General features: G+C 72.8%; 15 protein-coding genes. 10 read left to right on the top strand and 5 right to left on the bottom strand.

The features are described from left to right. The first annotated feature begins 14 nt into the window (after positions 1–14). Positions 15–2924 carry a DEAD/DEAH box helicase gene (locus ABZ459_RS01570; protein WP_357964542.1) on the top strand — a complete coding sequence of 970 codons (2910 nt, stop codon included), beginning with the start codon at positions 15–17 and terminating at the stop codon, positions 2922–2924. 2 nt (positions 2925–2926) lie between these two features. Continuing rightward, complete coding sequence (locus ABZ459_RS01575) at positions 2927–3700, top strand: SWIM zinc finger family protein (RefSeq protein WP_357964544.1); 774 nt, start codon at positions 2927–2929, stop codon at positions 3698–3700. A 2-nt stretch (positions 3701–3702) separates the two neighbouring features. Here the strand turns inward: ABZ459_RS01575 and ABZ459_RS01580 are convergent, their stop codons facing one another. From ABZ459_RS01580 to ctaD, 3 genes are all read right to left on the bottom strand, one after another. Then, positions 3703–4641, bottom strand: coding sequence for a diacylglycerol kinase family protein (locus ABZ459_RS01580; protein WP_357964546.1), 939 nt, complete (start codon positions 4639–4641; stop codon positions 3703–3705). Between the two features lie 78 nt (positions 4642–4719). Next, entirely contained in the window at positions 4720–7470 is a 2751-nt protein-coding gene (locus ABZ459_RS01585) for an immune inhibitor A domain-containing protein (RefSeq protein ID WP_357964548.1), read from the bottom strand. A gap of 213 nt (positions 7471–7683) precedes the next feature. Further along, positions 7684–9381, bottom strand: coding sequence for a cytochrome c oxidase subunit I (gene ctaD / locus ABZ459_RS01590; RefSeq protein ID WP_357964550.1), 1698 nt, complete (start codon positions 9379–9381; stop codon positions 7684–7686). 184 nt (positions 9382–9565) lie between these two features. Here ctaD and ABZ459_RS01595 point away from each other — a divergent pair, with 184 nt between their 5' ends. Then, positions 9566–10771: an aminotransferase class I/II-fold pyridoxal phosphate-dependent enzyme gene (locus ABZ459_RS01595; protein ID WP_357964552.1), complete on the top strand. Its 1206-nt coding sequence runs from the start codon at positions 9566–9568 to the stop codon at positions 10769–10771. On the opposite strand, the gene ABZ459_RS01600 is transcribed toward ABZ459_RS01595, so the two are convergent. Then, positions 10768–11340, bottom strand: coding sequence for a hypothetical protein (locus ABZ459_RS01600; RefSeq protein WP_357964553.1), 573 nt, complete (start codon positions 11338–11340; stop codon positions 10768–10770). The genes ABZ459_RS01595 and ABZ459_RS01600 overlap by 4 nt on opposite strands. A 52-nt stretch (positions 11341–11392) precedes the next feature. Here ABZ459_RS01600 and ABZ459_RS01605 point away from each other — a divergent pair, with 52 nt between their 5' ends. From ABZ459_RS01605 to ABZ459_RS01635, 7 genes are all read left to right on the top strand, one after another. After that, complete coding sequence (locus tag ABZ459_RS01605; protein ID WP_357964554.1) at positions 11393–12754, top strand: FAD-linked oxidase C-terminal domain-containing protein; 1362 nt, start codon at positions 11393–11395, stop codon at positions 12752–12754. 162 nt (positions 12755–12916) lie between these two features. Then, complete coding sequence (locus ABZ459_RS01610) at positions 12917–15349, top strand: serine/threonine-protein kinase (RefSeq protein ID WP_357964556.1); 2433 nt, start codon at positions 12917–12919, stop codon at positions 15347–15349. 60 nt (positions 15350–15409) lie between these two features. After that, the gene (locus tag ABZ459_RS01615) at positions 15410–16039 is read left to right on the top strand and encodes a TetR/AcrR family transcriptional regulator (protein ID WP_357964558.1); all 630 of its coding nucleotides are present in this window, start codon (positions 15410–15412) and stop codon (positions 16037–16039) included. A gap of 53 nt (positions 16040–16092) precedes the next feature. Beyond that, on the top strand, positions 16093–17625 hold the full coding sequence (locus ABZ459_RS01620; protein WP_357965844.1) for an acyl-CoA carboxylase subunit beta: 1533 nt from the start codon (positions 16093–16095) through the stop codon (positions 17623–17625). Continuing rightward, positions 17622–19502 carry a biotin carboxylase N-terminal domain-containing protein gene (locus ABZ459_RS01625; protein ID WP_357964560.1) on the top strand — a complete coding sequence of 627 codons (1881 nt, stop codon included), beginning with the start codon at positions 17622–17624 and terminating at the stop codon, positions 19500–19502. Before ABZ459_RS01620 ends, ABZ459_RS01625 begins: the two co-directional genes overlap by 4 nt. Beyond that, positions 19499–20260 (top strand): enoyl-CoA hydratase-related protein, encoded by a 762-nt coding sequence (locus ABZ459_RS01630; protein ID WP_357964562.1) that lies wholly within the window; start codon positions 19499–19501, stop codon positions 20258–20260. The genes ABZ459_RS01625 and ABZ459_RS01630 overlap by 4 nt, the downstream gene beginning before the upstream one ends. Further along, on the top strand, positions 20260–22002 hold the full coding sequence (locus tag ABZ459_RS01635) for an acyclic terpene utilization AtuA family protein (protein ID WP_357964564.1): 1743 nt from the start codon (positions 20260–20262) through the stop codon (positions 22000–22002). The genes ABZ459_RS01630 and ABZ459_RS01635 overlap by 1 nt, the downstream gene beginning before the upstream one ends. Here ABZ459_RS01635 and ABZ459_RS01640 read toward each other — a convergent pair. Next, complete coding sequence (locus ABZ459_RS01640) at positions 21928–22833, bottom strand: ROK family protein (RefSeq protein WP_357964566.1); 906 nt, start codon at positions 22831–22833, stop codon at positions 21928–21930. The genes ABZ459_RS01635 and ABZ459_RS01640 overlap by 75 nt on opposite strands. Positions 22834–22887: the final 54 nt, after the last annotated feature.

The raw sequence follows: 22887 nt of genomic DNA on the forward strand, positions 1-22887 counted from the left end.
GGTAACCTGCCGGGGTGCTGGTACACGGGGTGTGGGCGGGTGACGGGCTCGCCTTCTGGGGCGAGGTTCCCGGGCGGGCCGCCGCCGTGTCCCGTGGGCCGGGCGCGCGGCCCCATCCGTTCGCCGCCTCCCCGGCCGAGCTGGCCGGCGCGCCGGGGCTCGGGGTGGGCGGGCCGCCGTCCAGGGTGCTGGAGCTGCTGCTTCCGGGGTCGGCCAGGGGGCCGCTGCCCTCGCCGGAGACGGGGCTGCTGACGGAGGTGGCCAGGCCGCGGCTGCTGCCGTGGCGGGTGCCCGCGGTCGTGCTGCCGCCCGCCGAGGCCCTTCGTGCGCTGGACGGCCATCCGGGCGACGCCACCGCCACCGTCCGCCACTGGGCCGCCGTCGCCGCACTCGCCCGCGACCTGGCCGGCCGCGGGCGGGTCGTCCCCCAGCTCGTGCCCGCGCCCGATGCCGAGGGCGCCGCGCTGGCCCTGTGGCGGCCCGTGCTGACCGGGGCCGACGCCGCCTACTTCCGCGACCTGGCCCTGGCCATGCCGCCCGCCTGCCGCACCTGGGCCGCCGAGCGCCCGGCCGCCGGGGTGCAGCTCCAGGCGCTGGAGGCGTTCACCGACGCGCTCGTCCGGCAGGCCGTCACCACTCCCCTGGCCGCTCCCTCTGCCGCCGCCCTCACGACGCCGCGGGAACGGTGGCTGGCCGCGCTGACCGGCGACCCGGCCTGCCCCGACGACCCCGGGCTGCGCGAGGAGCTGGACCGCTGGCGGGCGGCCGTCACGGCGGCCGAGGGCGCCACCCGCGTCTGCTTCCGCCTGCTCGAACCGGCCGCCGGCGACGACTGGCGGGTCGAGCTGGCGTTGCAGGCCGCCGACGACCCCAGCCTGTACGTCCCGGCCGCCCGCGTCTGGAGCGGCGAGAAGGGCCTGCCCGGCCGGCCGGAACGCGAGCTGCTGGCCGGGCTCGGCCGGGCCGTGCGGCTCTACCCGGAGCTGGACCGGGCCCTGCGCGTGCCGGAGCCGAGCGAGCTGGCCCTCGACACGGCGGGTGCGTTCGGCTTCCTGCGCCAGGCCGCGCCGCTGCTCCAGGCGGCCGGGTTCGGGGTGCAGCTGCCGCGCTGGGCGGGCCGTACGCGGCTCGGGCTCAAGCTCACCACCAGGACCAAGCCGCAGACGGCGGCCGTGAGCCAAGGCTTCGGGCTGCGTGAGCTGGTCGACTTCCGCGTCGACCTGGCGGTGGGCGAGGAGACGATCAGCGAGGCGGAGCTGGCCGAGCTGGCCAGGCTCAAGGTGCCGCTGGTCCGGGTCCGCGGCCAGTGGGTGGAGCTGGACGACCGGCAGCTCAAGGCGGCGCTGCGGGCGGTGGAGGGGGTGCGCGCGGGCGAGGCGGCGGCGGCCGACCTGCTGCGCCACGTGATCCAGGGCGACGACGAGCTGCCGTTGCTCGCGGTCGACGCCGACGGCGTGCTCGGCGACCTGCTGTCGGGCCAGGCCGAGCGGCGGCTCACCCCGCTCGCCACCCCGCCGGGCCTGGACGCCGTGCTGCGGCCCTACCAGGAGCGCGGCCTGGCGTGGCTGAGCTTCCTGTCGGAGCTGGGCCTCGGCGGGGTGCTCGCCGACGACATGGGCCTGGGCAAGACGGTCACGACGCTGGCGCTGCTCGTCCACGAGCGGTCCGCCGCGCCGACGTTGCTGGTCTGCCCGATGTCGCTGGTGGGCAACTGGCAGCGGGAGGCGGCCAGGTTCGCCCCGGGGCTGCGCGTGTACGTCCACCACGGTTCCGGCCGGGACGCCGCCCGCATCGCGGAGGCCGACCTGGTGATCACCACGTACGGCACCGCCCACCGCGACCTGGAGACCCTGCGGGAGCACGAGTGGCGCCGGGTGGTGTGCGACGAGGCCCAGGCGATCAAGAACAGCGGCACCCTCCAGGCCCGCGCCGTCCGGTCGATCCCCACCGGCACCCGGCTGGCCCTGACCGGCACGCCGGTCGAGAACCACCTCGCCGAGCTCTGGTCGATCATGGAGTTCGCCAATCCCGGCCTGCTCGGGCCGCGGGCCCGCTTCCGCACCCGGTTCCAGGAGCCCATCGAGGCCCGCCAGGACGAGCAGGCCGCCGATGCGCTGAAGCGGGCGACGGGCCCGTTCATCCTGCGCCGCCTCAAGACCGACCGGTCCGTCATCTCCGACCTGCCGGAGAAGATCGAGATCAAGGAGTGGTGCCCGCTCACCCCCGAGCAGGCCACGCTCTACCAGGCCGTCGTGGACGACATGCTGGCCCGGATCGACGACAGCGAGGGCGTCGAGCGGCGCGGCCTGGTGCTGTCGGCCATGGCCAGGCTCAAGCAGGTCTGCAACCACCCGGCCCACCTGCTCAAGGACGGCTCCCGCCTGGCCGGCCGGTCTGGCAAGCTGGCCCGGCTGGAGCAACTGGCCGAGGAGGTCCTGGCCGAGGGCGAGAAGGCGCTGCTGTTCACGCAGTACGCCGAGTTCGGGACGATGCTCCAGCCCTACCTGGCCCAGCGGCTCGGCCGCCCGGTCCTGTGGCTGCACGGCGGCCTGCCGAAGAAGACCCGCGACCGTCTGGTCGAGCGTTTCCAGCACGACCAGGAGCCGATGTTGTTCCTGCTGTCGCTCAAGGCGGCCGGCGTCGGGCTCAACCTGACGGCGGCGAGCCACGTGATCCACGTCGACCGCTGGTGGAACCCGGCCGTGGAGGACCAGGCCACCGACCGGGCCTTCCGCATCGGCCAGCGCAGGAACGTCCAGGTGCGCAAGCTGATCTGCGCGGGCACCCTCGAAGAGCGCGTCGACCAGATGATCGAGCGCAAGAAGGCGCTGGCCGAGCGGGTGGTCGGCGCCGGCGAGGAGTGGCTGACCGACCTGTCCACCGACGAGCTGCGCGAGGTGTTCCGCCTCACGGGAGGGTCCTGACCATGCCCGACTGGTACGACGGCGGCGGCCCCATCGAGGTCGAGGGCGGCCTGCGGGCCCGGTCGCGGCGCGGCAGCATCGGCTCGGCCTGGTGGTCCAGGCGCTTCGTCGACATCCTGGAACGCGTCTGCGACAAGGGCCGCCTGTCCCGCGGCCGCGCCTACGCCCGCAAGGGCCAGGTGCTCTCGATCGACCTGTCGGCGGGGCTGGTCCGGGCGTCCGTGCAGGGGTCGCGGCCGGCGCCGTACGACGTCGTGGTCAGGATCGGCGTCCACGGCGAGGACGTGTGGGCGCGGCTGGAGGAGGCCGTCGCGGCGCAGGCCGTCCACCGGGCCAGGCTGCTGGCCGGGGAGATGCCGGTCGAGATCGAGGAGCTGTTCGCCGCCCATGGCGTCGACCTGTTCCCGCGCGACCTGGACATGGAGTGCTCGTGCCCCGACTGGGGGTTCCCGTGCAAGCACCTGTCGGCCGTGCTCTACCTGCTGGCCGAGTCGTTCGACGACGACCCGTTCCTGGTGCTGGCCTGGCGCGGGCGCACCCGCGAGCAGCTGCTCGGCTCGCTGGCCGACGACCCGCCCGCGCCCGATCCGCTGGAGGTGGCCGACGTGCCGTTCGCCGACCGGCTGGCCGACTTCTACGCCCCCGGCGCCACCGCGCACCGCCCGGAACGCCGCCCCGCCGCGGCCGCCCCCGACCTGCTGCCGCGGGTCTTCCCGCCGCCCGCCGGCCTGGCGGACGCGCTCGCCCCCGCCTACCGGGCGCTGGGCGAGGGCTGAGGTCAGTTGTCCTCGAAGGAGTCGGGGACCATCACGCGCACGCCGTTGGGCACCACGCGCAGCGTGATCGGGGTGCGCAGGCGCACCTCGCCGTCGACGTCGGCGGCCATCGGCGGGTCGGTCTCCAGCAACATCTCCCGGCCGACCACGAACGGGCCGCCCGCCAGGCTGCGCCAGCGGCCGGTGGTCGCCCGCAGCAGCGTCTCGCCGAGCAGGCGCAGCTTCTTGCCCGAGCCGAGCTGGTAGGCCACCAGCATGCCGTTGTCGATGCTGATGTCCTTGGCCACCTGCCAGCCGCCGTGGAAGCGGCCGTTGGCGATGTTGAGCTGGTGGGTGAGCAGCTCGTGGCGCTGGCCCTCGACGGTGATGTAGGCCCGGAAGGGCCGGTGGCCCGGAAGGACGGTCAGCGCGGTCATCGGGTAGGCCGGACGGCCCACGATGCGCTTGAGCCACGGCTTGACCCGGCCGGCCACCTCGACCGAGACGCCGAAGCTGGCCAGGTTGGCGAAGGGCCGGTCGCCGGCCATGCCGAGGTCGATGTCGGCGACCTTGCCGGTGGAGAACACCCGGATGGCGCCGGCCAGGTCGAGCGGCAGGCCGAGGCTCCTGGCGAAGTTGTTGGTGGTGCCGAGCGGCAACACGCCGAGCGCCACGTCGCGGTGGGCGACGTGGCGCACGGCCGAGGAGAGGGTGCCGTCGCCGCCGCCCACGATCAGCAGGTCGGGGTTGGTGGCGAGGGCGGTGTCGAGCAGGTCGCGCAGCCGCTTGGGGTTGTAGACCGACAGCTCGGCCAGCGGCTCGAACCCCAGGTTGTGCAGCTGCTCGATGACCTCGAAGTAGTGGTGGCGGCCGCGGCGTGAGCGAGTGTTCACCACCACCGCCACCCGGCGATCCCGCCGGATCGCCTCAGTGTGCTCGATCTTGGTGCGCAGTTCGCTCATGGTCATCAATCGTAGGCGCTGTATCCGCCGCTCAGTGCTGGATCGAGGGCCGCCGGAGACCCGGCGGCCCTCCTCACGCTACTTCTTCGGCGGGACGACCTGGACGATGGCGCCCAGGTTGCCCGGCAGCGGGCTGATCAGCTTGAACTGCACGCCCAGCGCCTTGCCCTCGTCGCCGGGGTTGCCCGAGCCGGCGACGTGGCCGTCGCCGAGGTCGGTCCCGTACAGCTCGGTGGCGGGGGTGCCGTCCAGGTGCACCACGCGGGTGCTGTACGGCTGGTCGCCCTTGCTCGGCACCACCGTGGAGGCGTCGAAGTCACGGTAGTAGAGCGAGCCGTTCTGCAGCTCGAAGCCCGGAACCCAGGTCTTCGCGTCGGTGAAGTTCGGCACGCCCTTGAGCGCGGGGACGTTGGTGCAGTACTCGCTGTACGGCTCGTCCGGCGCCTCCAGGCACTCCTTCAGCGGGTAGGTCTTGTTGAAGGAGAACGCCGCGTTCGAGGACTGCGTACGGCCTTCCAGGTTCTTGTGCCTGGTCGGGTCCTTCTCGGCGGCGGTGCCGGTGCGGCGCAGCGGGTCGTAGTGCGAGTCCACGACCAGCAGGCTGCCCTTGGAGCCGATGCTCGGCGGCAGGGTCAGGTTGTTGACCACCGAGTTGTTGGTGAAGGTCGAGTCGCGGTACCAGACCAGCAGGCCGGGCGCGTTGTACTTGACCTTCTCGACCTTCCACGCCCCGTCGCGGGAGTAGTTGGTGTCGTAGGCGTACTGCAGGCCCTTGTCGAAGCCGTCGAAGTTGCGCCACTCGGCGAGGTAGAAGCGGGAGATCTCGCGCGAGCCGTTGTTGACGGTCCAGCCCTGGCCGCTGGTGTTGGTGAACGTGCCGCCGGTGGCCTTCCAGCCGTTGTCGCCGTTCTCGACGTCGTCGCTCCAGACGGCGGTGCCGCCGTTGGTGAGCGAGAAGTCGTCGGCGTGCCAGCCGCGCGGCTCGAAGGCGGCGTCGGTGTTGTAGGTCAGGCGCAGCTTGATCGACTGCCCGGCGTACGGCGTCAGGTTGACGTAGTCGTGCCGCCACTGGCCGCCGGTGTCACCGGTGAGCCCGTACTTCTTGTTGCCGAACGTCTTGAGGTTCTTGTTCGGGTCGGGGTAGCCGTCGGGGGTGGTGACCTCGGTGCCGGCCTCGTCGTAGACCTTGAGCTGGGTCCAGGTCTGGCCGCCGTCGGTCGAGACCTCCACGAAGCCGAAGTCCCAGTCCTGCTCGATCTCGTAGTTGTTCCACATCCAGAACCGCACGTCGGAGCCCGCGGGCACCGGGACGTCGCGGGTCAGGGTCTGGTTGGCCCAGTCCTGGTCCAGGTTGGACCACCAGGCCTTGGTGCCGCTGTGCGGGTCGATCATCTTCAGCGGCGTGGAGGCCAGGTTCACCCGGACGCCGTCCTCGGTGAGCTTGGGCGTGCGCGAGGACTGCCCGACCGTGACGAGCCTGCTGGCGTCACCCGGGTTGAACGTCTTCGGGTTGGCCCAGCCGAGCACCCACTTGTCCCACAGGCCCATGTGCGTGGGCATGGACTGGAAGATGGGGCCGGAGTGGGAGCCGCTGGACATCAGGTCCCAGAAGTCCACCGCGGAGCTGGCCTGGCCGCTGGTGTCGTACAGGTCGGGCAGGCCCAGGTCGTGGCCGTACTCGTGGGCGAAGACGCCGACGCCGGAGTCCTCGGGCTGCACGATGTAGTTGGAGATCTTCTTGTCGCTGCCGGGGATCTTGTAGCCGCCCGCGACCGCGCTGGAGTGCGCCCAGATGGCGTAGGTGCCCTCGGCGCCGCCGTCGGAGGACTTGTCCTTGCCGGCGTGCACCATCACCAGGTGGTCGATGACGCCGTCGGGCTCGTTGAAGTTGCCGTCGCCGTCGGAGTCGGCCACGTCCTCCAGGTCGTAGTCCGCCCACGGGAAGTTCGGCTGGGCCGCGGCCAGGGCGTTGACCGTGTCGATGGCGAGCTGGCCCGCGCCGGTCGGGTTGCTGGGGTGACCCGACATGTCCTGCGGCTGCCCGCCGCAGGCCGCGGCGCCGTAGTACGCCTCGGAGTGGGGGGCCTTGATCCAGCCGACGGCCGAGCCGGTGACGGAGTAGGCGCCCTTGGACAGCTCCTCGTACATCTTCTTCATCGTGAAACCGGAGATGTCGATGCCGGGCTTGCCGTCGCGCGGGTCCTTGAGGTCCTTGCGCACGCGCTCGGTGATGCCCTTGTCGCTGTAGAGCATCTTGTTGAAGTGGTCGGTGCTGAAGTCCTTGAGCCAGAAGGAGTTGTTGTCCTTCTGCGGCAGCGTCGCCGGGTCGGGGATGTTGTTGTGCAGCGGGCCGTTCTTGAGCGTGCCCGGCGGCTCGACCACGCAGTCGTCCGGCGGGCTGTCGGTGGTGCGCAGCCGGTTGAAGCCGGAGAAGTCGTCGTTCGCCTGCTCGTTGAACTCGACCAGGACGGTGAGGAGCTTGGCGGTCTTGACCTGCTTGGAGTTCTTGAAGATCCATTCAGCCGGGTTGCGGCCGGTCCTGATCGCCTGGTTCTCGCGGGCGGCGAGGACGCGGGCCGCGGCGGGGTTCCCGCTGACGAACTTCCTGTCGAACTTCTCCGCCGGTGAGAGCGAACGGGCCTTGCCCTTGTTCAGGCCGGGTTCCTGCGGCTCCTTCTCGACCCGCGGGGGAGCGTAGTTGATGTAGTAGTCCGCCGCCGAGGGCTGGTAGCTGGCCACTGACGTGGCCTGGGCCGCCGGGACGGTCAGCGCGGCGCCGAGAAGGGCGACCGCCGGGAACACGACTAACAGGCGCTTTGAGCTTGGCACCAGGTACCCTCTCTGCCCGGGGTCGCCGGGCGCATGGCCATAGGGTGTGCAATGCCGGACGCTAGAGGGTGGATAAACGGGTCGTAAAGTACGTTGTTGAAATGTGATCAAACTACGACATTTTGACCAACAGAATTGCTGCGGCGGCATCGCCCGCAATGGCCTCGCATAAACCGAACAACGCGATCTTGAAACGCCGGATCTCCCGGAAGGTCAGTCGGCGGCGAGCACCGGCGGCGGCTGCTCGGGGCCGGTGTCCGGCTCCACCGCGGGCGTCGCGTCCTCGTGCGGGTAGTGCAGGTCGAACGCGGGCCGCTCGGAGCGGATCGGCGGCATGCTGGTGAAGTTGTGCCGCGGCGGCGGGCAGGAGGTCGCCCACTCCAGCGAGTTGCCGTAGCCCCAGGGGTCGTCGAGCGTGACCCTGGGCGCGTGCCTGGCCGTCCTGTACACGTTGTAGAGGAACGGCAGCGTCGAGGCGCCGAGCAGGAACGCCCCGGCCGAGGAGATCTCGTTGAGCGCGGTGAAGCCGTCGGCCGGGCTGTAGTCGGCGTACCGGCGCGGCATGCCGAGCTGGCCGAGCCAGTGCTGGACGAGGAACGTGGTGTGGAAGCCGGCGAACAACGTCCAGAAGTGCACCTTGCCGAGCCGGTCGTCCAGCATCTTGCCGGTCATCTTCGGCCACCAGAAGTAGAAGCCGGAGAACATGGCGAACACGACCGTGCCGAAGACCACGTAATGGAAGTGGGCGACGACGAAGTAGGTGTCGCTGATCTGGAAGTCCAGCGGCGGCGAGGCCAGGATGACGCCGGTCAGCCCGCCGAGCAGGAACGTGACCAGGAACCCGACCGCGAACAACATCGGCGTCTCGAACGACAGATGGCCGCGCCACATCGTGCCGATCCAGTTGAAGAACTTCACCCCGGTCGGCACCGCGATCAGGAACGTCATGAACGAGAAGAACGGCAGCAGCACCTGCCCGGTCGCGAACATGTGGTGCGCCCACACGGTCATCGACAGCCCGGCGATGGCGATGGTGGCCCCGATCAGGCTCATGTAGCCGAAGATGGGCTTGCGGCTGAACACCGGGATCACCTCGGTGATGATCCCGAAGAACGGCAGCGCGATGATGTAGACCTCGGGATGGCCGAAGAACCAGAACAGGTGCTGCCACAGCAGCGGCCCGCCGTTCGCGCCGTCGAAGACGTGCGTGCCGAGCTTGCGGTCCGACTCCAGCACCAGCAGCGCGGCGGCCAGCACGGGGAAGGCCATCAGCACGAGCATGCTGGTCAGCAGCACGTTCCAGGTGAACAGCGGCAGGCGGAACATGGTCATGCCCGGGGCGCGCATGCCGATGATCGTGGAGATGAAGTTGACCGCGCCGAGGATCGTGCCGAGGCCGGACATCACCAGACCCATGATCCACAGGTCGCCGCCGACCTGCGGCGAGTGGATGGCCGACGACAGCGGCGTGTAGGCGAACCAGCCGAAGTCGGCGGCCCCGCCCGGGGTGAGGAAGCCCGCCAGCACCATGAGCCCGCCGAACAAAAACAGCCAGTACGCCACCGCGTTCAGCCGGGGGAAGGCCACGTCGGGCGCGCCGATCTGCAGCGGCATGACCACGTTGGCGAACCCGGCGAACAGCGGCGTGGCGAACAGCAGCAGCATCACCGTGCCGTGGATGGTGAACAGCTGGTTGTACTGCTGCTGGCTGAGCACCTGCATGCCGGGCTGCGCCAGCTCGGCCCTGATCAGCATGGCCATGACGCCCGCGACGAGGAAGAAGCCGAAGGAGGTGATCAGGTAGAGGTACCCGATGACCTTGTGGTCGGTCGTCGAGAGCCAGGAGGCGATGACGGTCCCGGTACGGCGGCGCCTGACCTGCTCGATCGAGGTGTCCCGAACAGTCGCCACGGCTGCTCCCTCCTTCGCGGAGTTGTGCCTGCCCCGATGTCCTCCATTCCACTCCGGCGATCGCCGGACGGGAAGCGCTTCTTTAGAACGTCTTTGAACCGGTGTCCCACATGCCGGGCGATTACCGGACCCCTTGTGGATTTCTTCTATCCTTTGGACCGAACCGACTCGGAGGAGAGATCTCGTGACCGCACAGAGTGACTACGCCGCCCTCGTCCAGCGGGGGCTCTCGCTCGACCTCACCCGGGGCAAGCCGTCACCGCGCCAGCTCGATCTCTCCGACGGCATGCTCGGGCTGCCCACCTCCGTCAGGGCCGCCGACGGCACCGACGGCCGCAACTACGGCAACCTCCAGGGCCTGCCCGAGCTGCGCGAGATCTTCGCGCCGCTGGTCCAGGTGCCCGCCGGGCAGCTCGTCGTGGGCGGCAACTCCAGCCTGACGCTGATGCACGACACGATCGTGCACGCGCTGCTGTCGAAGGTGCCGGGGGCCGAGCGCCGCTGGGTCGAGGAGCCGGAGATCACGTTCCTGTGCCCGGTGCCCGGCTATGACCGGCATTTCACCATCTGCGAGCGGCTCGGCATCAAGATGACGGCCGTCCCGATGAACGCCGACGGCCCCGACATGGACGTCGTGGAGCGCCTGGTCGCCGCGGACCCGGCGGTCAAGGGCATCTGGTGCGTGCCGAAGTACAGCAACCCGTCCGGCGTCACCTACAGCGACGAGACCGTGCGCAGGCTGGCCGCCATGCCGACGGCCGCCCCCGACTTCCGGATCATGTGGGACAACGCCTACGCCGTCCACCACCTCACCGACACGCCGGACGAGCTGGCCGACCTGCTCGCGCTGGCGGCCGAGCACGGCAACGCCGACCGCGTGTTCGTCTACGCCTCCACCTCGAAGGTGACGTACGCGGGCTCGGGCGTGTCGTTCTTCGGCTCCTCGCCGGCGAACGTGGAGTGGTTCCTCGCCAACACCGCCAAGCAGTCCATCGGCCCCGACAAGCTCAACCAGCTCCGGCACGTGGAGTTCCTGCGCGACGCCGCGGGCGTGGCCGCGCACATGCGGCGGCACGCCGAGCTGATCGGGCCGAAGTTCGAGCTGGTCGACAAGGTGCTGACCGAGCGGCTCGGCGGCCTGGCCACCTGGACCAGCCCGCGCGGCGGCTACTTCATCAGCCTGGAGGTGCCGCACGCCGCCGAGGTCGTGGCCAGGGCCAAGGCCGCGGGCATCGCGCTCACCCCGGCCGGCGCCACCCACCCCTACGGCCAGGACCCGGCCGACCGCACGATCCGCATCGCCCCCACCTTCCCCGAGCTGGACGAGCTGGAGCAGGCCATCGAGGGCCTGGCCGTCTGCGTCCGCCTGGTGGCGGAGGAGCGCGGCTAGATCGCCCGGCCCCGGAAGCCGAAGATGTACTCGCGCGTCTCGCCCGGATGGAACGAGACGCCGACCCCCGGCTCGAACGCGACGTTGTCGCGGGCGCAGTAGTACAGCCGTTCCCACACGGCCAGCGCCTTCTCCCGGGCCGGGGCCTCGGCGTGGTCGCGTCTGCGGGCGCCGCGCGCGCCGAGCACGAACAGCAGCCCGAGCCCCCAGAACAGCCCGGTGAGGCAGAACGGCGCGAGCAGCACCTCGCTCCACTGCGAGTCCTTGCCCATCGCGATCACCAGTGACACGACGAGGTGCACCAGGGCCGCCACGCCGAGCATGATCCACCCCTGGTTCCTCGCCCAGGGCGTGTAGTGGCGGCTGGGGAACGACATCCACACCGCGAGCTGCGTACGGCTCATGACGTGCTTCGACGCGCCCATCGACGGCGCGGTCGGCAGGTCGGCGACCTCGCGCTGGCCGGGCAGCCTGACCCTTCCGATCCGGTATGTCGTCCCCGAGGCGACCGCGCCCGGAACCGAGACGAGCTGGTCAGCCTGCGTACATACCGGGCACCTGACTTCCACCCAGGGCAGTCTGGCCTTAAGGAACGGTCCGCGCAAACCGTAAGGTGCAGGTGTGAGACCGATTGATGCCCTGGTGAACTCGCTGTCCGAAGCTCGCGTGCTGACCGACCCGGACGTGATCGACTCCTACGCCCGCGACCGCACGTTCGTCGAGCCGGGCAAGCCGCTCGGCGTGGTGCTCGCCGCCTCGCGCGAGGACGTGGTGACGACCCTGCGGTGGGCCACCGAGCACCGGGTTCCGGTCGTGCCGCGCGGCGCCGGCACGGGCCTGGCGGGCGCGGCCACCGCCGGCGACGGGACGATCGTGTTGTCGCTGGCCAGGATGACGGCCATCAGGGAACTCTCGCCCGCCGACGAGATCGCCGTGGTGGAGCCGGGCGTCATCACCGCCGACCTCGACCGCGCCGCCCGCGAGCACGGCCTCATGTACGCGCCGGACCCCTCGTCGTACGAGATCTCCACGATCGGCGGGAACCTGGCCACCAACGCCGGCGGCCTGCGCTGCGTGAAGTACGGCGTCACCAGGGACGCCACGCTCGGCCTCGAGGTCGTGCTGGCCGACGGGCGGATCCTGAACACCGGCCGGCGCACGATGAAGGGCGTCACCGGCTACGACCTGACCGGGCTGTTCGTCGGCTCGGAGGGCACGCTGGGCGTGATCACCGCGGCCACCGTGCGGCTGCGGCGGGCGCCGGCCGCGCCGCCGGCCACGTTCGCCGCCGAGTTCGGGTCGCTGCGCGAGGCGGGCGCGGCCGTGTCGGCGATCATGGCCGCGGGCTGCCAGCCCTCGCTGATGGAGCTGCTGGACCGGGCCACGCTGGAGGCCATCGACGACTGGCGCAACATCGGGCTCGAACCGGCCACGCAGGCCATGCTGATCGGCCAGTCCGACGCCACCGACGGCCAGGCCGTGGCCGCCCGCATGGAGCGGCTCTGCCTGGACAACGGCGCCTCGTTCGTGGCCGTCTCCACAAGCCCGCAGGAGACCGAGGAGCTGGTCGGGCTGCGCAGGATGGCCTACCAGGCCAAGGAACGGCTGGGGGCGTGCCTGGTCGAGGACGTGTGCGTGCCGCGCTCGGCGCTGCCCGAGATGATCACGGCGATCGAGGCGGCGGCGGTCCGGCACGGCGTGCGGATCTGCACGGTCGCCCACGCCGGCGACGGCAACCTGCACCCGGTCTTCATCTTCGAGCACGGCACCGCCGAGCCGCCCGCGCAGGTGTGGGCCGCGGCCGACGAGGTGTTCCGGCACGCGTTGTCGCTCGGCGGCACGCTGACCGGCGAGCACGGCGTGGGCGTGCTGAAGCGGCGCTGGCTGGGGCTGGAGTCCGGGCCGGTGGCGGCCGAGGTACAGCAGGGCATCAAGGCGGTCTTCGACCCGCTGGGCATCATGAATCCGGGCAAGGCCATCTGAATTTGCCAAGCCGTGACCTTGGGCTCCGGCACGGACACGACCTGCGACGAAACACTGACATGTCCCGTCAAAAGGTGGAAGTTAGTTAGAGGTCCGGCAGACGCCCCACATGTCACGCTGGTAGCGTTTTGCCCCATCTGTTGGTTGTGATGGGGGTCCGACGTGAATCAGTTCCAGCCGTTGGCGGCGGACGACCCGCGGCGGCTGGGGGCGTACGACATCGTCGCCCGGCTCGGCGAGGGTGGTCAAGGCGTCGTCTATCTGGGCAAGAGTGACTCAGGTGACCAGGTCGCCGTCAAGCTGCTGCACAACGCCCTCGTGGCCGACGCCGACGCGCGGACCAGGTTCCTGCGCGAGGTGGCGGTGGCGCAGCGGGTCGCCCGGTTCTGCACCGCGCCCGTCCTCCACGCCGACCTGGACGGGAGCCGCCCGTACATCGTGAGCGAGTACGTGCCCGGCCCCTCGCTGCGCGAGCTCGTCATCAACGAGGGCCCGCGGCGGGGCGCGGCGCTGGAACGGCTCGCGATCAGCACGGCCACCGCGCTGGCGGCCATCCACCGGGCCGGGATCCTGCACCGCGACTTCAAGCCCGCGAACGTGCTCATGGGCCCCGAGGGGCCGGTCGTGATCGACTTCGGCATCGCCCGCGCGCTGGACTCCCCCGGCGCGACGGCCACGGGGATGGCGATGGGGACGCCGTCGTACCTGGCGCCGGAGCAGCTCAGCGGGGCCGCCGTGTCCGAGGCCGCCGACGTCTTCGCGTGGGGCGTCACGATGGTGTACGCGGCCACCGGCAAGCCCGCGTTCGGGGCGGACTCGATCCCCGTGGTGATGAACCGCATCCTGAACGAGGAGCCGCAGCTCGGCGGGATGGAGGGCGAGCTCGCCGCGCTGGTGGGCCTGTGCCTGTCGAAGGACCCGGCGCAGCGGCCGAGCGCCGACGAGCTGATCGTCCGGCTCACGGGCCAGCCCGCTCCCAAGGCCGCCATCGAGCCGGTCACCGGCGCGACCGCCACCCCGGCCGTGCCCCACCAGGCCGGCCCGGCGACCGGCGGGACGCACGCGGGGGTCTCCGGCGCGGCGCAGGACGCCTACCCCGGTCCCTGGACCCAGCCCACCGGCACCAACGCCGTGCCCCGGCAGCCCGGCCCCGACAACCGTCCCGCCCCCGGCGTCCCGCAGGGACCGGCGGGCGGCCCCCAGGGCGCGGCTGGCCCTCAGGGTGCGGCGGGCGGCCCTCAGGGCGCCCCGACCGGCCCGACCGGCCCCGGCGCGCCAGGCGGCCCGCACGCGGGCGCGATGCCCGGCGCCGCCCAGGGCGGCCCCCACGCGGGCGTCCCGCAGGCCGGAGCCCCTGGCGTCCCGCAGGCCGGCGTTCCCGGCGGTCCGCACACGCCGGGCGGGCCCCAGACGGGCGCCCCCCACGGCGGCGCCCCCGGCGCGCCTCACGGCGGCACGCCCGGTGGTCCTCAGAGCGGCGTTCCCGGCGGCCCCCAGAGCGGCGGTCCTCAGGGCGTTCCCGGCGTTCCTCAGGCCAACGGCATGGGCGGTCCGGCCGCGCAGGCCGGTGCGATGGGCGGTCCGGGCGCGCAGGGCGCGGTGCCGCACGGGCACCCGCACGGCGGCATGCCGGGCGCTCCTCAGGCAGGGCACCCCGGTCAGGCGGGGCACCCCGGTGGCCCCCAGGCGGGGAACGCGGGGGCGACCAGGGTCGGCGGTCCCGGCGGTCCGCAGGGCGGATCGTCCGGCGAGGCGTCCGGCGGAGCGCCGGACAGGCAGCGGCGGACGCTGACGCTCGCCCTCTCCGGCGCGGCCGCCGCCGCGCTGCTGGTGGTGGCCGGCGCCGTCGTGGTGCAGGCCAACAGCGACAAGGTCGCCGTTACGACCACCGGCAACGGCTCCCAGAACCCCGCCGGCGACGGACAGGGCGCCGGGCAGCCCGAGCCGCCGGTCGCCGAGGTGACCCCGGACCCGATCCTCACGGCGGAGACCGGCGAGCCCGTCCCCACGCTGGACATCGGCCAGGCCGAGCCGCCCAAGAAGGTCAAGCACACCAAGGACCCCGTCATCACGGTCCCGAACCCGGTGACGACCGTGCCGCCGCCCCACCCGGCCACCAAGAGCCCCACCCCCAAGCCCACCCCCACCAAGAAGAAGAAGCCCACCGGGCTGATCAACGGCGAGGAGCAGCCGACGGTCTCCCCGTCCTCCGGCCCTACGACGGAGGTCCCGGCCAAGAGGCCGGCGGCGACCAAGCCCTCGCCCAAGCCGAACACCTACAACGTGGTGACCGTCTGCGGCTCCGGCTACAAGGTGATCGACAAGCACGCGCTGGGCACCTCGGCCACGATCTACCTGCTCTACAACACCGGCGCGGGCAAGAACTGCGTGGTCACGATGTCGAAGCTGGTCTATCCCGGCAAGGTCTCCATGAACGCCACCCTCCAGGTCAAGGACGGCGCGAGCGGCGGCAACCCGGGCAAGTTCACCGCGTACGCGGGCCCGGTCCGGCTGGCGGCCGTGAAGAAGTGCGTGATCTGGGGCGGTTCGTGGAACTCGCTGAGCTGGAAGTCCGGCTGGAGCCACTGCACCTGACGTGACGGCGCGCGGCGGGACCCCTTCCTTCCGCGCGTCCCGCTCGCTACGGTGACTGACGTGATCGTCAGGTCCCTGACCCTGCGCGGCAAGCGCACCCGGGCCACGTTGCTCGCGGCCGGGCGTGAGGCGTTCGAGGAGCACGGGTATGACGCCGTGCGGATCGACGACGTGTGCGCGCGGGCCGGGGTCTCCCACGGCACCTTCTACACGTACTTCGACTCCAAGGAGTCGCTGTTCGGGGAGGTGGCGCAGACGGTGGTCGGCGAGATGTTCGCGGCGAGCGCGGTCGGCGACGCCGCCTCCGGCGACCCGTACGCCCGCATCGAGGCGGCCAACCGCCTCTACCTGCGGGCCTGGGCGGCCAACTCGCGCCTGGTCCGCATGGTGGAGCACGCCGCCGACGCCGACGCCCGCTTCGGGCGGCTGGTGCTGGAGCTGCGCGAGGCGTTCGTCCGGCGCGGCGCCGACGGGCTGCGCCGGCTGCAGGAGCAGGGCCTGGCCGACCCCTCGCTCGACCCGCGGCTGACGGCCGTCATGCTGGGCGGCATGGTCGAGCACTTCGCCCACGTGTGGCTGGATCTCGGGGAGCGGGCCGGCGAGCAGGACGCCGTCGACCACCTGACCCGGCTGTGGGCGCGGGCCATCGGGCTGACGCCCGCGTCGACTTCGCGACAGGAGGCCCCGTGATCAGGAGCCGGCTCGATCCGCACGGCGCCGAGCATCTGGCCCGGCGCGCGGCCATGCTCGCCAAGCTGGCCGAGCTCGACGCCGAGCACGCCAAGGCGGTGGCCGGCGGCGGCGAGAAGTACGTCGAGCGCCACCGCCGGCGCGGCAAGCTGCTCGCCAGGGAGCGCGTCGAGCTGCTGATCGACCCCGACTCGCCGTTCCTGGAGCTGTCGCCGCTGGCCGCTTGGGGCAGCGAGTTCCAGGTGGGCGCGGGCATGGTGACCGGCATCGGGGTGATCGAGGGCGTCGAGTGCCTGATCACCGCGAACGACCCCACGGTCAGGGGCGGCGCGTCCAACCCGTGGACGCTGCGCAAGTCGCTGCGCGCGGCCGACATCGCGCTGGCCAACCGGCTGCCGTACGTCAACCTGGTCGAGAGCGGCGGCGCCGACCTGCCGACGCAGAAGGAGATCTTCATCCCGGGCGGCCGGATCTTCCGCGACCTGACGCGGCTGTCAGCGGCGGGCGTCCCGACGGTGGCGCTGGTCTTCGGCAACTCCACGGCCGGCGGCGCGTACGTGCCCGGCATGAGCGACTACGTGGTGATGGTCCGCGACCGCGCCAAGGTGTTCCTGGGCGGGCCGCCGCTGGTGAAGATGGCCACCGGCGAGGAGTCCGACGACGAGTCGCTGGGCGGCGCCGAGATGCACGCCAGGACCAGCGGCCTGGCCGACTACCTGGCCGAGGACGAGCACGACGCGCTGCGCATCGGCCGCGCCATCGTGCGCTCGCTCAACTGGCGCAAGCAGGGCGTGGCGCCGCTGCCCGCCCGCGAGCCCGCCTACCCGGCCGACGAGCTGCTGGGGATCGTCCCGGAGGACCTGAAGATCCCCTTCGACCCGCGCGAGGTGATCGCCCGCGTGGTGGACGGCAGCGAGTTCGAGGAGTTCAAGCCCCTGTACGGCCCCTCGCTGGTCACCGGCTGGGCGCGGGTCCACGGTTACCCGGTGGGGGTGCTGGCCAACGCGCGCGGGGTGCTGTTCAGCCAGGAGTCGCAGAAGGCCACCCAGTTCATCCAGCTCGCGAACCAGTCGCGCACGCCGCTGGTGTTCCTGCAGAACACCACCGGCTACATGGTGGGCAAGGACTACGAGCAGGGCGGCATCATCAAGCACGGCGCCATGATGATCAACGCCGTGTCGAACTCGACCGTGCCCCACCTGACCGTCGTCATGGGCGCCTCCTACGGCGCCGGCAACTACGGCATGTGCGGGCGCGCCTACGACCCCCGTTTCCTGTTCAGCTGGCCGAGCGCCAAGTCGGCGGTGATGGGCCCGGCCCAGCTCGCCGGGGTGCTGTCGATCGTCGGGCGGGCCGCGGCGCAGGCCAGGGGGCAGGTCTACGACGAGGAGGCCGACGCGGCGATGCGTGCCATGGTGGAGTCCCAGATCGAGGCGGAGTCGTTGCCGTTCTTCCTGTCGGGGCGGCTCTACGACGACGGGGTGATCGACCCGCGCGACACCCGTACGGTGCTGGGGATGTGCCTGTCGGCGATCAACAGCGCGCCGGTGCCGCCCGCGGCGGGGTTCGGGGTGTTCCGCCCGTGATCACCCGTCTGCTCGTGGCCAACCGGGGCGAGATCGCCCGCCGGGTCTTCCGCACCTGCCGTTCGCTCGGCGTCTCCACGGTCGCCGTCTTCTCCGACGCCGACTCAGGCGCGCCGCACGCCCGCGAGGCCGACCTCGCCGTCCGCCTGCCGGGCTCCCATCCGGCCGAGACCTACCTGGCGGTGGAGCGGATCGTCGAGGCGTGCCGGGCCTCGGGCGCCGACGCGGTGCACCCCGGCTACGGGTTCCTGTCGGAGAACGCCGCGTTCGCGCGGGCCGTGCTGGACGCCGGGCTCACGTGGGTGGGGCCGCCGCCCGAGGCGATCGAGGCGATGGGGTCGAAGGTCGCGGCGAAGCGGCTGATGGCCGAGGCCGGGGTGCCGGTGCTGCCCTCGCTCGACCTGGCCGCGCCGGGCGAGTTCCCGCTGCTGGTGAAGGCGTCCGCGGGCGGGGGCGGGCGCGGGATGCGGATCGTCAGGCACGCCGGTGACCTGGCCGCCGAGGTGGAGTCGGCGCGGCGGGAGGCCGAGGCGGCCTTCGGCGACGGCGCCGTGTTCGCCGAGCCGCTGCTGGAGGCCGCCCGGCACGTCGAGGTGCAGGTGCTGGCCGACGGGCACGGCACGGTGTGGGCGTTGGGCGAGCGGGAGTGCAGCGTCCAGCGCAGGCATCAGAAGGTCGTCGAGGAGTGCCCGTCGCCGGGGATCTCGGAGCGCACCCGCGAGCTGCTGTGCGCGGCGGCCGTGCGCGCGGCCCGGCGGATCGGCTACGTCGGGGCCGGCACGGTGGAGTTCCTGGTCAAGGGCGAGCGGGTGGCGTTCCTGGAGATGAACACCCGGCTCCAGGTCGAGCATCCGGTCACCGAGCTGGTGTTCGGCGTCGACCTCGTCCGGCTGCAGCTGGAGGTGGCCGAGGGCGCGGCGCTGCCGCCCGGGCCGCCCGCGCCGCGCGGCCACGCGATCGAGGCGCGGCTGTACGCCGAGGACGCCGCCTACGTGCCGCAGACGGGCGTGCTGCGCCGGTTCGAGGTGCCGGGGGACGTCCGGGTCGACTCGGGCGTCGAGTCCGGGTCGCGGGTGTCGCCGCACTACGACGCGATGCTGGCCAAGATCGTCGCGTACGGCGCGACGCGGGCGGAGGCGGCGCGGAAGCTGGCCGCGTCCCTGCGCGGGGCCCGGCTGCACGGCCTCACCACCAACCGCGACCTGCTGCTGGACGTCGTGACCAGCCCGGCCTTCCTGGCGGGCGAGACGAACACCGCCTTCCTCTCCCCCGGCGGCCCGCTGTCGCCGCCGTCGTCCCCGCCTTCCGGCGACAGCGGCCTGCCGGCGCTGGCCGCCGCGCTCGCCATGGCCGCCGCGCACCGGCGCGACGCCTCCGTCCTGGCCGGGCTGCCCGCCGGCTGGCGCAACGTGCGCTCGCAGCCCGCCCGCGCCCGCTTCGAGGAGGCCGACGTCGTCTACGACCCGCTGCCCGCGGGCGTCCGGGTGGTCTCCGCGCGGCCGGAGGCGGTGGTCCTGGAACGCGACGGCCTGCGGCGGACGTTCCAGGTCGCCCGGTACGACGGCGACGAGCGCGTCTACGTCGACTCCGCCATGGGCGCGGCCGTGCTGACGCCGGTGCCGCGCCTGCCCGAGCCGGTCGAGCACGTCGCCCCCGGCTCCCTGCTCGCGCCCATGCCGGGCAGCGTGCTGCGGGTCGAGGTGGCCGAGGGCGACACGGTGGCCCGCGGCCAGCCGGTCCTGGTGCTGGAGGCGATGAAGATGGAGCATCGCATCGCCGCCCCGGCGGGCGGCGTGGTGTCGGACGTACGCGTCGAGAAGGGACAGCAGGTCGAAGCCGGGGCCGTGCTGGCGATCATCCAGGAGGAGACCACATGACGAGCCTGGTGCACAGGGAGCTGGCGGAGGGCGTGGCCACCGTCACGCTCGACTCGCCGGCCAACCGCAACGCGTTGTCCAGGCGGCTGCTGGCCGAGCTGGCCGAGCACCTGCGCTGGGCGCTGGCCGAGCCGGGGGCCCGGGTGATCGTGCTGACCGGCACGGGCCCGGTGTTCTGCTCGGGCGCCGACCTGAAGGAGCAGCGCGGCGACGCGGACGCGCCGGTGACGGCGTCCTTCCCGGAGATCATGACGCTGCTCTGGGAGAGCCCGAAACCGGTGATCTGCCGCCTGAACGGCACGGCCCGCGCGGGCGGGCTCGGCCTGGTCGCCGCGTGCGACTTCGCGATCGCGCCGGACACGGCGTCGTTCGCGTTCACCGAGGTGCGGCTCGGGGTGGTGCCCGCCATGATCTCGGTGCCCGTGCTGCGCAGGCTCGACCCGCGGGCGGCGGCCGAGTACTTCCTGACCGGCGAGGTGTTCGACGCCGCCACGGCGGCCCGCATCGGCCTGCTGACCAGGGCCGTCCCGCAGGACGAGCTCGACGCGACCGTGCACCACTACGCGGGGATGCTGGCCAGGGGCGGCCCCGAGGCGCTGGCCATCACCAAGCGGCTGGTGCGGGAGGTCCCGGCGGTGTCGTTCGAGGAGGGCCTGCGGCGGATGAGCGAGCTGTCGGCCGAGCGGTTCACCTCGGCCGAGGGGCAGGAGGGCATCGCGGCGTTCATGGACAAGCGCCCGCCCAAGTGGGTGCCGTGATGGCGCTGCGCGTCGCGAACTGCAGCGGTTTCTACGGCGACCGGCTCTCGGCGGCCAGGGAGATGGTCGAGGGCGGCCCGATCGACGTGCTCACCGGCGACTGGCTGGCCGAGCTGACCATGCTCATCCTGGCCGGCAACCGGCTCAAGGGCCGCCCCGGCTACGCCCCCACGTTCCTGCGCCAGCTCGAGGACGTGCTCGGCCCGTGCCTCGACCGCGGCATCAAAATCGTGACGAACGCGGGCGGCCTCGATCCGGCCGGGTGCGCCGAGGCCGTGCACGAGCTGGCCGCCCGGCTGGGCCTGTCCCCCAAGGTCGCCCACGTGACCGGCGACGACCTCATGGGCCGCCCGCTCGACCTGGTCCACGCCGACACCGGCGAGCGCGCGCCGGCCGCGCCGCTGACCGCCAACGCCTACCTCGGCGGCCGTCCCATCGCCGCCGCGCTGACGGCGGGCGCGGACGTCGTGGTGACCGGCCGCGTGACGGACGCCGCCCTGGTCACCGGCCCCGGCATCTGGCGGTACGGGTGGGGCCCCGGCGACCTCGACCCGCTGGCCGGCTCGGTCGTCGCGGGCCACGTCATCGAGTGCGGCTGCCAGGCCACGGGCGGCAACTACGCCTTCTTCCAGGACGTGCCCGACCTGGCCCACTGCGGCTTCCCCATCGCCGAGCTGCGCGCCGACGGCTCGGCCGTGATCACCAAGCATCCGGGCACGGGCGGCCTGGTCTCGGTCGGCACGGTCACCGCGCAGCTCGTCTACGAGCTGGGCGGCCCTCGCTACCTGGGCCCCGACGTGGTGGCCAGGTTCGACACGATCACGCTCTCGGACGACGGCCCCGACCGGGTGCTGATCTCCGGCACGCGGGGCGAGCCGCCGCCGGACACGCTCAAGGTCGCCGTCAACTACCCGGCCGGCTACCGCAACACGATGACGCTCGTCCTGACCGGCCTGGACGTCGAGGCCAAGGCGCGGGTCGCCGAGGAGGCCGTCTGGGCGCGGGTGCCGCGCGAGACCTTCGACCAGGTGGACGTGACGCTGACGGACGCGGGCCTGCTGCGGATCACCGTCATGGACGCCGACCGGCGCACGGCGGGCCGGGTCTTCTCCTCGGCCGTCGTGGAGACGGGCCTGTCCAGCTACCCGGGCTTCCACGGCCTCACCCCGCCCGGCGACGCCTCCCCGTACGGGGTGTACTGGCCGGTCCTGGTGCCGGCCTCGCAGGTGCGCCCGCGGGTCTTCCTGGACGGCGTGGAGCTGCCCGCCCAGGAGGAGCCTCCGGTCCCCGCGGGCGGGCATGCCCCCGAGCCGCCCGAGCCGCCCGCGCCGCCCGCGCCGCCGACCGGACCGCCGGTTCCGGCGCCGCCCGCCGGGCCTGCCGTACGCGTGCCCCTGGGCCGGGTGGCGGGGGCGCGCTCCGGCGACAAGGGCGGCGACGCCAACCTCGGCGTCTGGGCCGCGACCGACGAGCAGTACGCCTGGCTGGCGGCCACCCTCACCGCCGACCGGCTCACGTCCCTGCTGCCGGAGCTGGCCGCCCACCGCGTCGAGCGGCACGATCTGCCCAACATCAGGGCGCTCAACTTCGTCGTGCACGGGCTGCTGGGCAGGGGCGTGGCGGCCAGCCCGCGCATGGATCCGCAGGCCAAGGCCCTGGGCGAGGAGCTACGCGCCCAGGTGGTCGACGTGCCCGCCGCCCTGCTCCCCCAGCGCCCGCAGGCCGAGCAGCCCGGCGCCTAGCAGGCCCGCGTCCACGCCGAGCGCCGACACCCGCACCTCGGGCGCGGGGCGGAAGGCGAGCCGCGCGGCCAGCCGGGCGCGCAGCGGGGTCAGCAGGGCGTCCCCGGCCAGCGACAGGCCGCCGCCGATGACGACCACCGCGGGGTCCAGCACCAGCGTGTACGTGGCCAGGGCCAGCGCCAGCGCCTCCACGGCCTCCGACCACACGCGGGCGGCCGGCTCGTCCCCGGCGGCGGCCCGGCGGACGACGTCCTCGGCGGAGGTCTCGCCGGCGCGGGCGGCGACGGAGGCGGCCGAGGCGTAGGCGGACAGGCAGCCGCGCTGCCCGCACGGGCACGGGAGCCCGCCTGGGCGCACCGGGATGTGCCCGATCTGCCCGGCCCAGCCGGCGGCGCCGCCGTACAGGGAGCCGGTCAGGACGACGGCTCCGGCGATGCCGGTGCCGATGGGCAGGTACAGCGCGTCGGGGGCGGCCGATCCGTACGCCAGCTCCGCCTCGCCGGCAGAGCGCACGTCGTGGCCGAGGGAGAGGGGGAGCGTCCCGCCGGTGAAGGCCGCGGCGGGCACGTCCCGCCAGCCGAACGCGGCCGAGAAGACCGCCCGCCCGGACGCGACCAGGCCGGGCACGGCCAGGCCCACGGCCGCCGGGCGCAGCGGGGCGCCGTCGACGGTCCGCGGCGCGCTCAGGTCGGCGACGAAGGCGGAGATCGCCGCGATCACGCGTTCCGGCCCCTCGGTGCGGGGGGTGGGACGGCGTTCCCGGTAGAGGATGCCGCCGTCCTGGGCGATCAATCCGCCCTTGAGGGTTGTCCCGCCCACATCGACTGCCACAACACACGTCATCCACCCATGTTCCCCCAATGAGGGATGATGTCCGCCATGACG

Source organism: Nonomuraea sp. NPDC005692, assembly GCF_040631115.1.
GTDB lineage: Bacteria > Actinomycetota > Actinomycetes > Streptosporangiales > Streptosporangiaceae > Nonomuraea.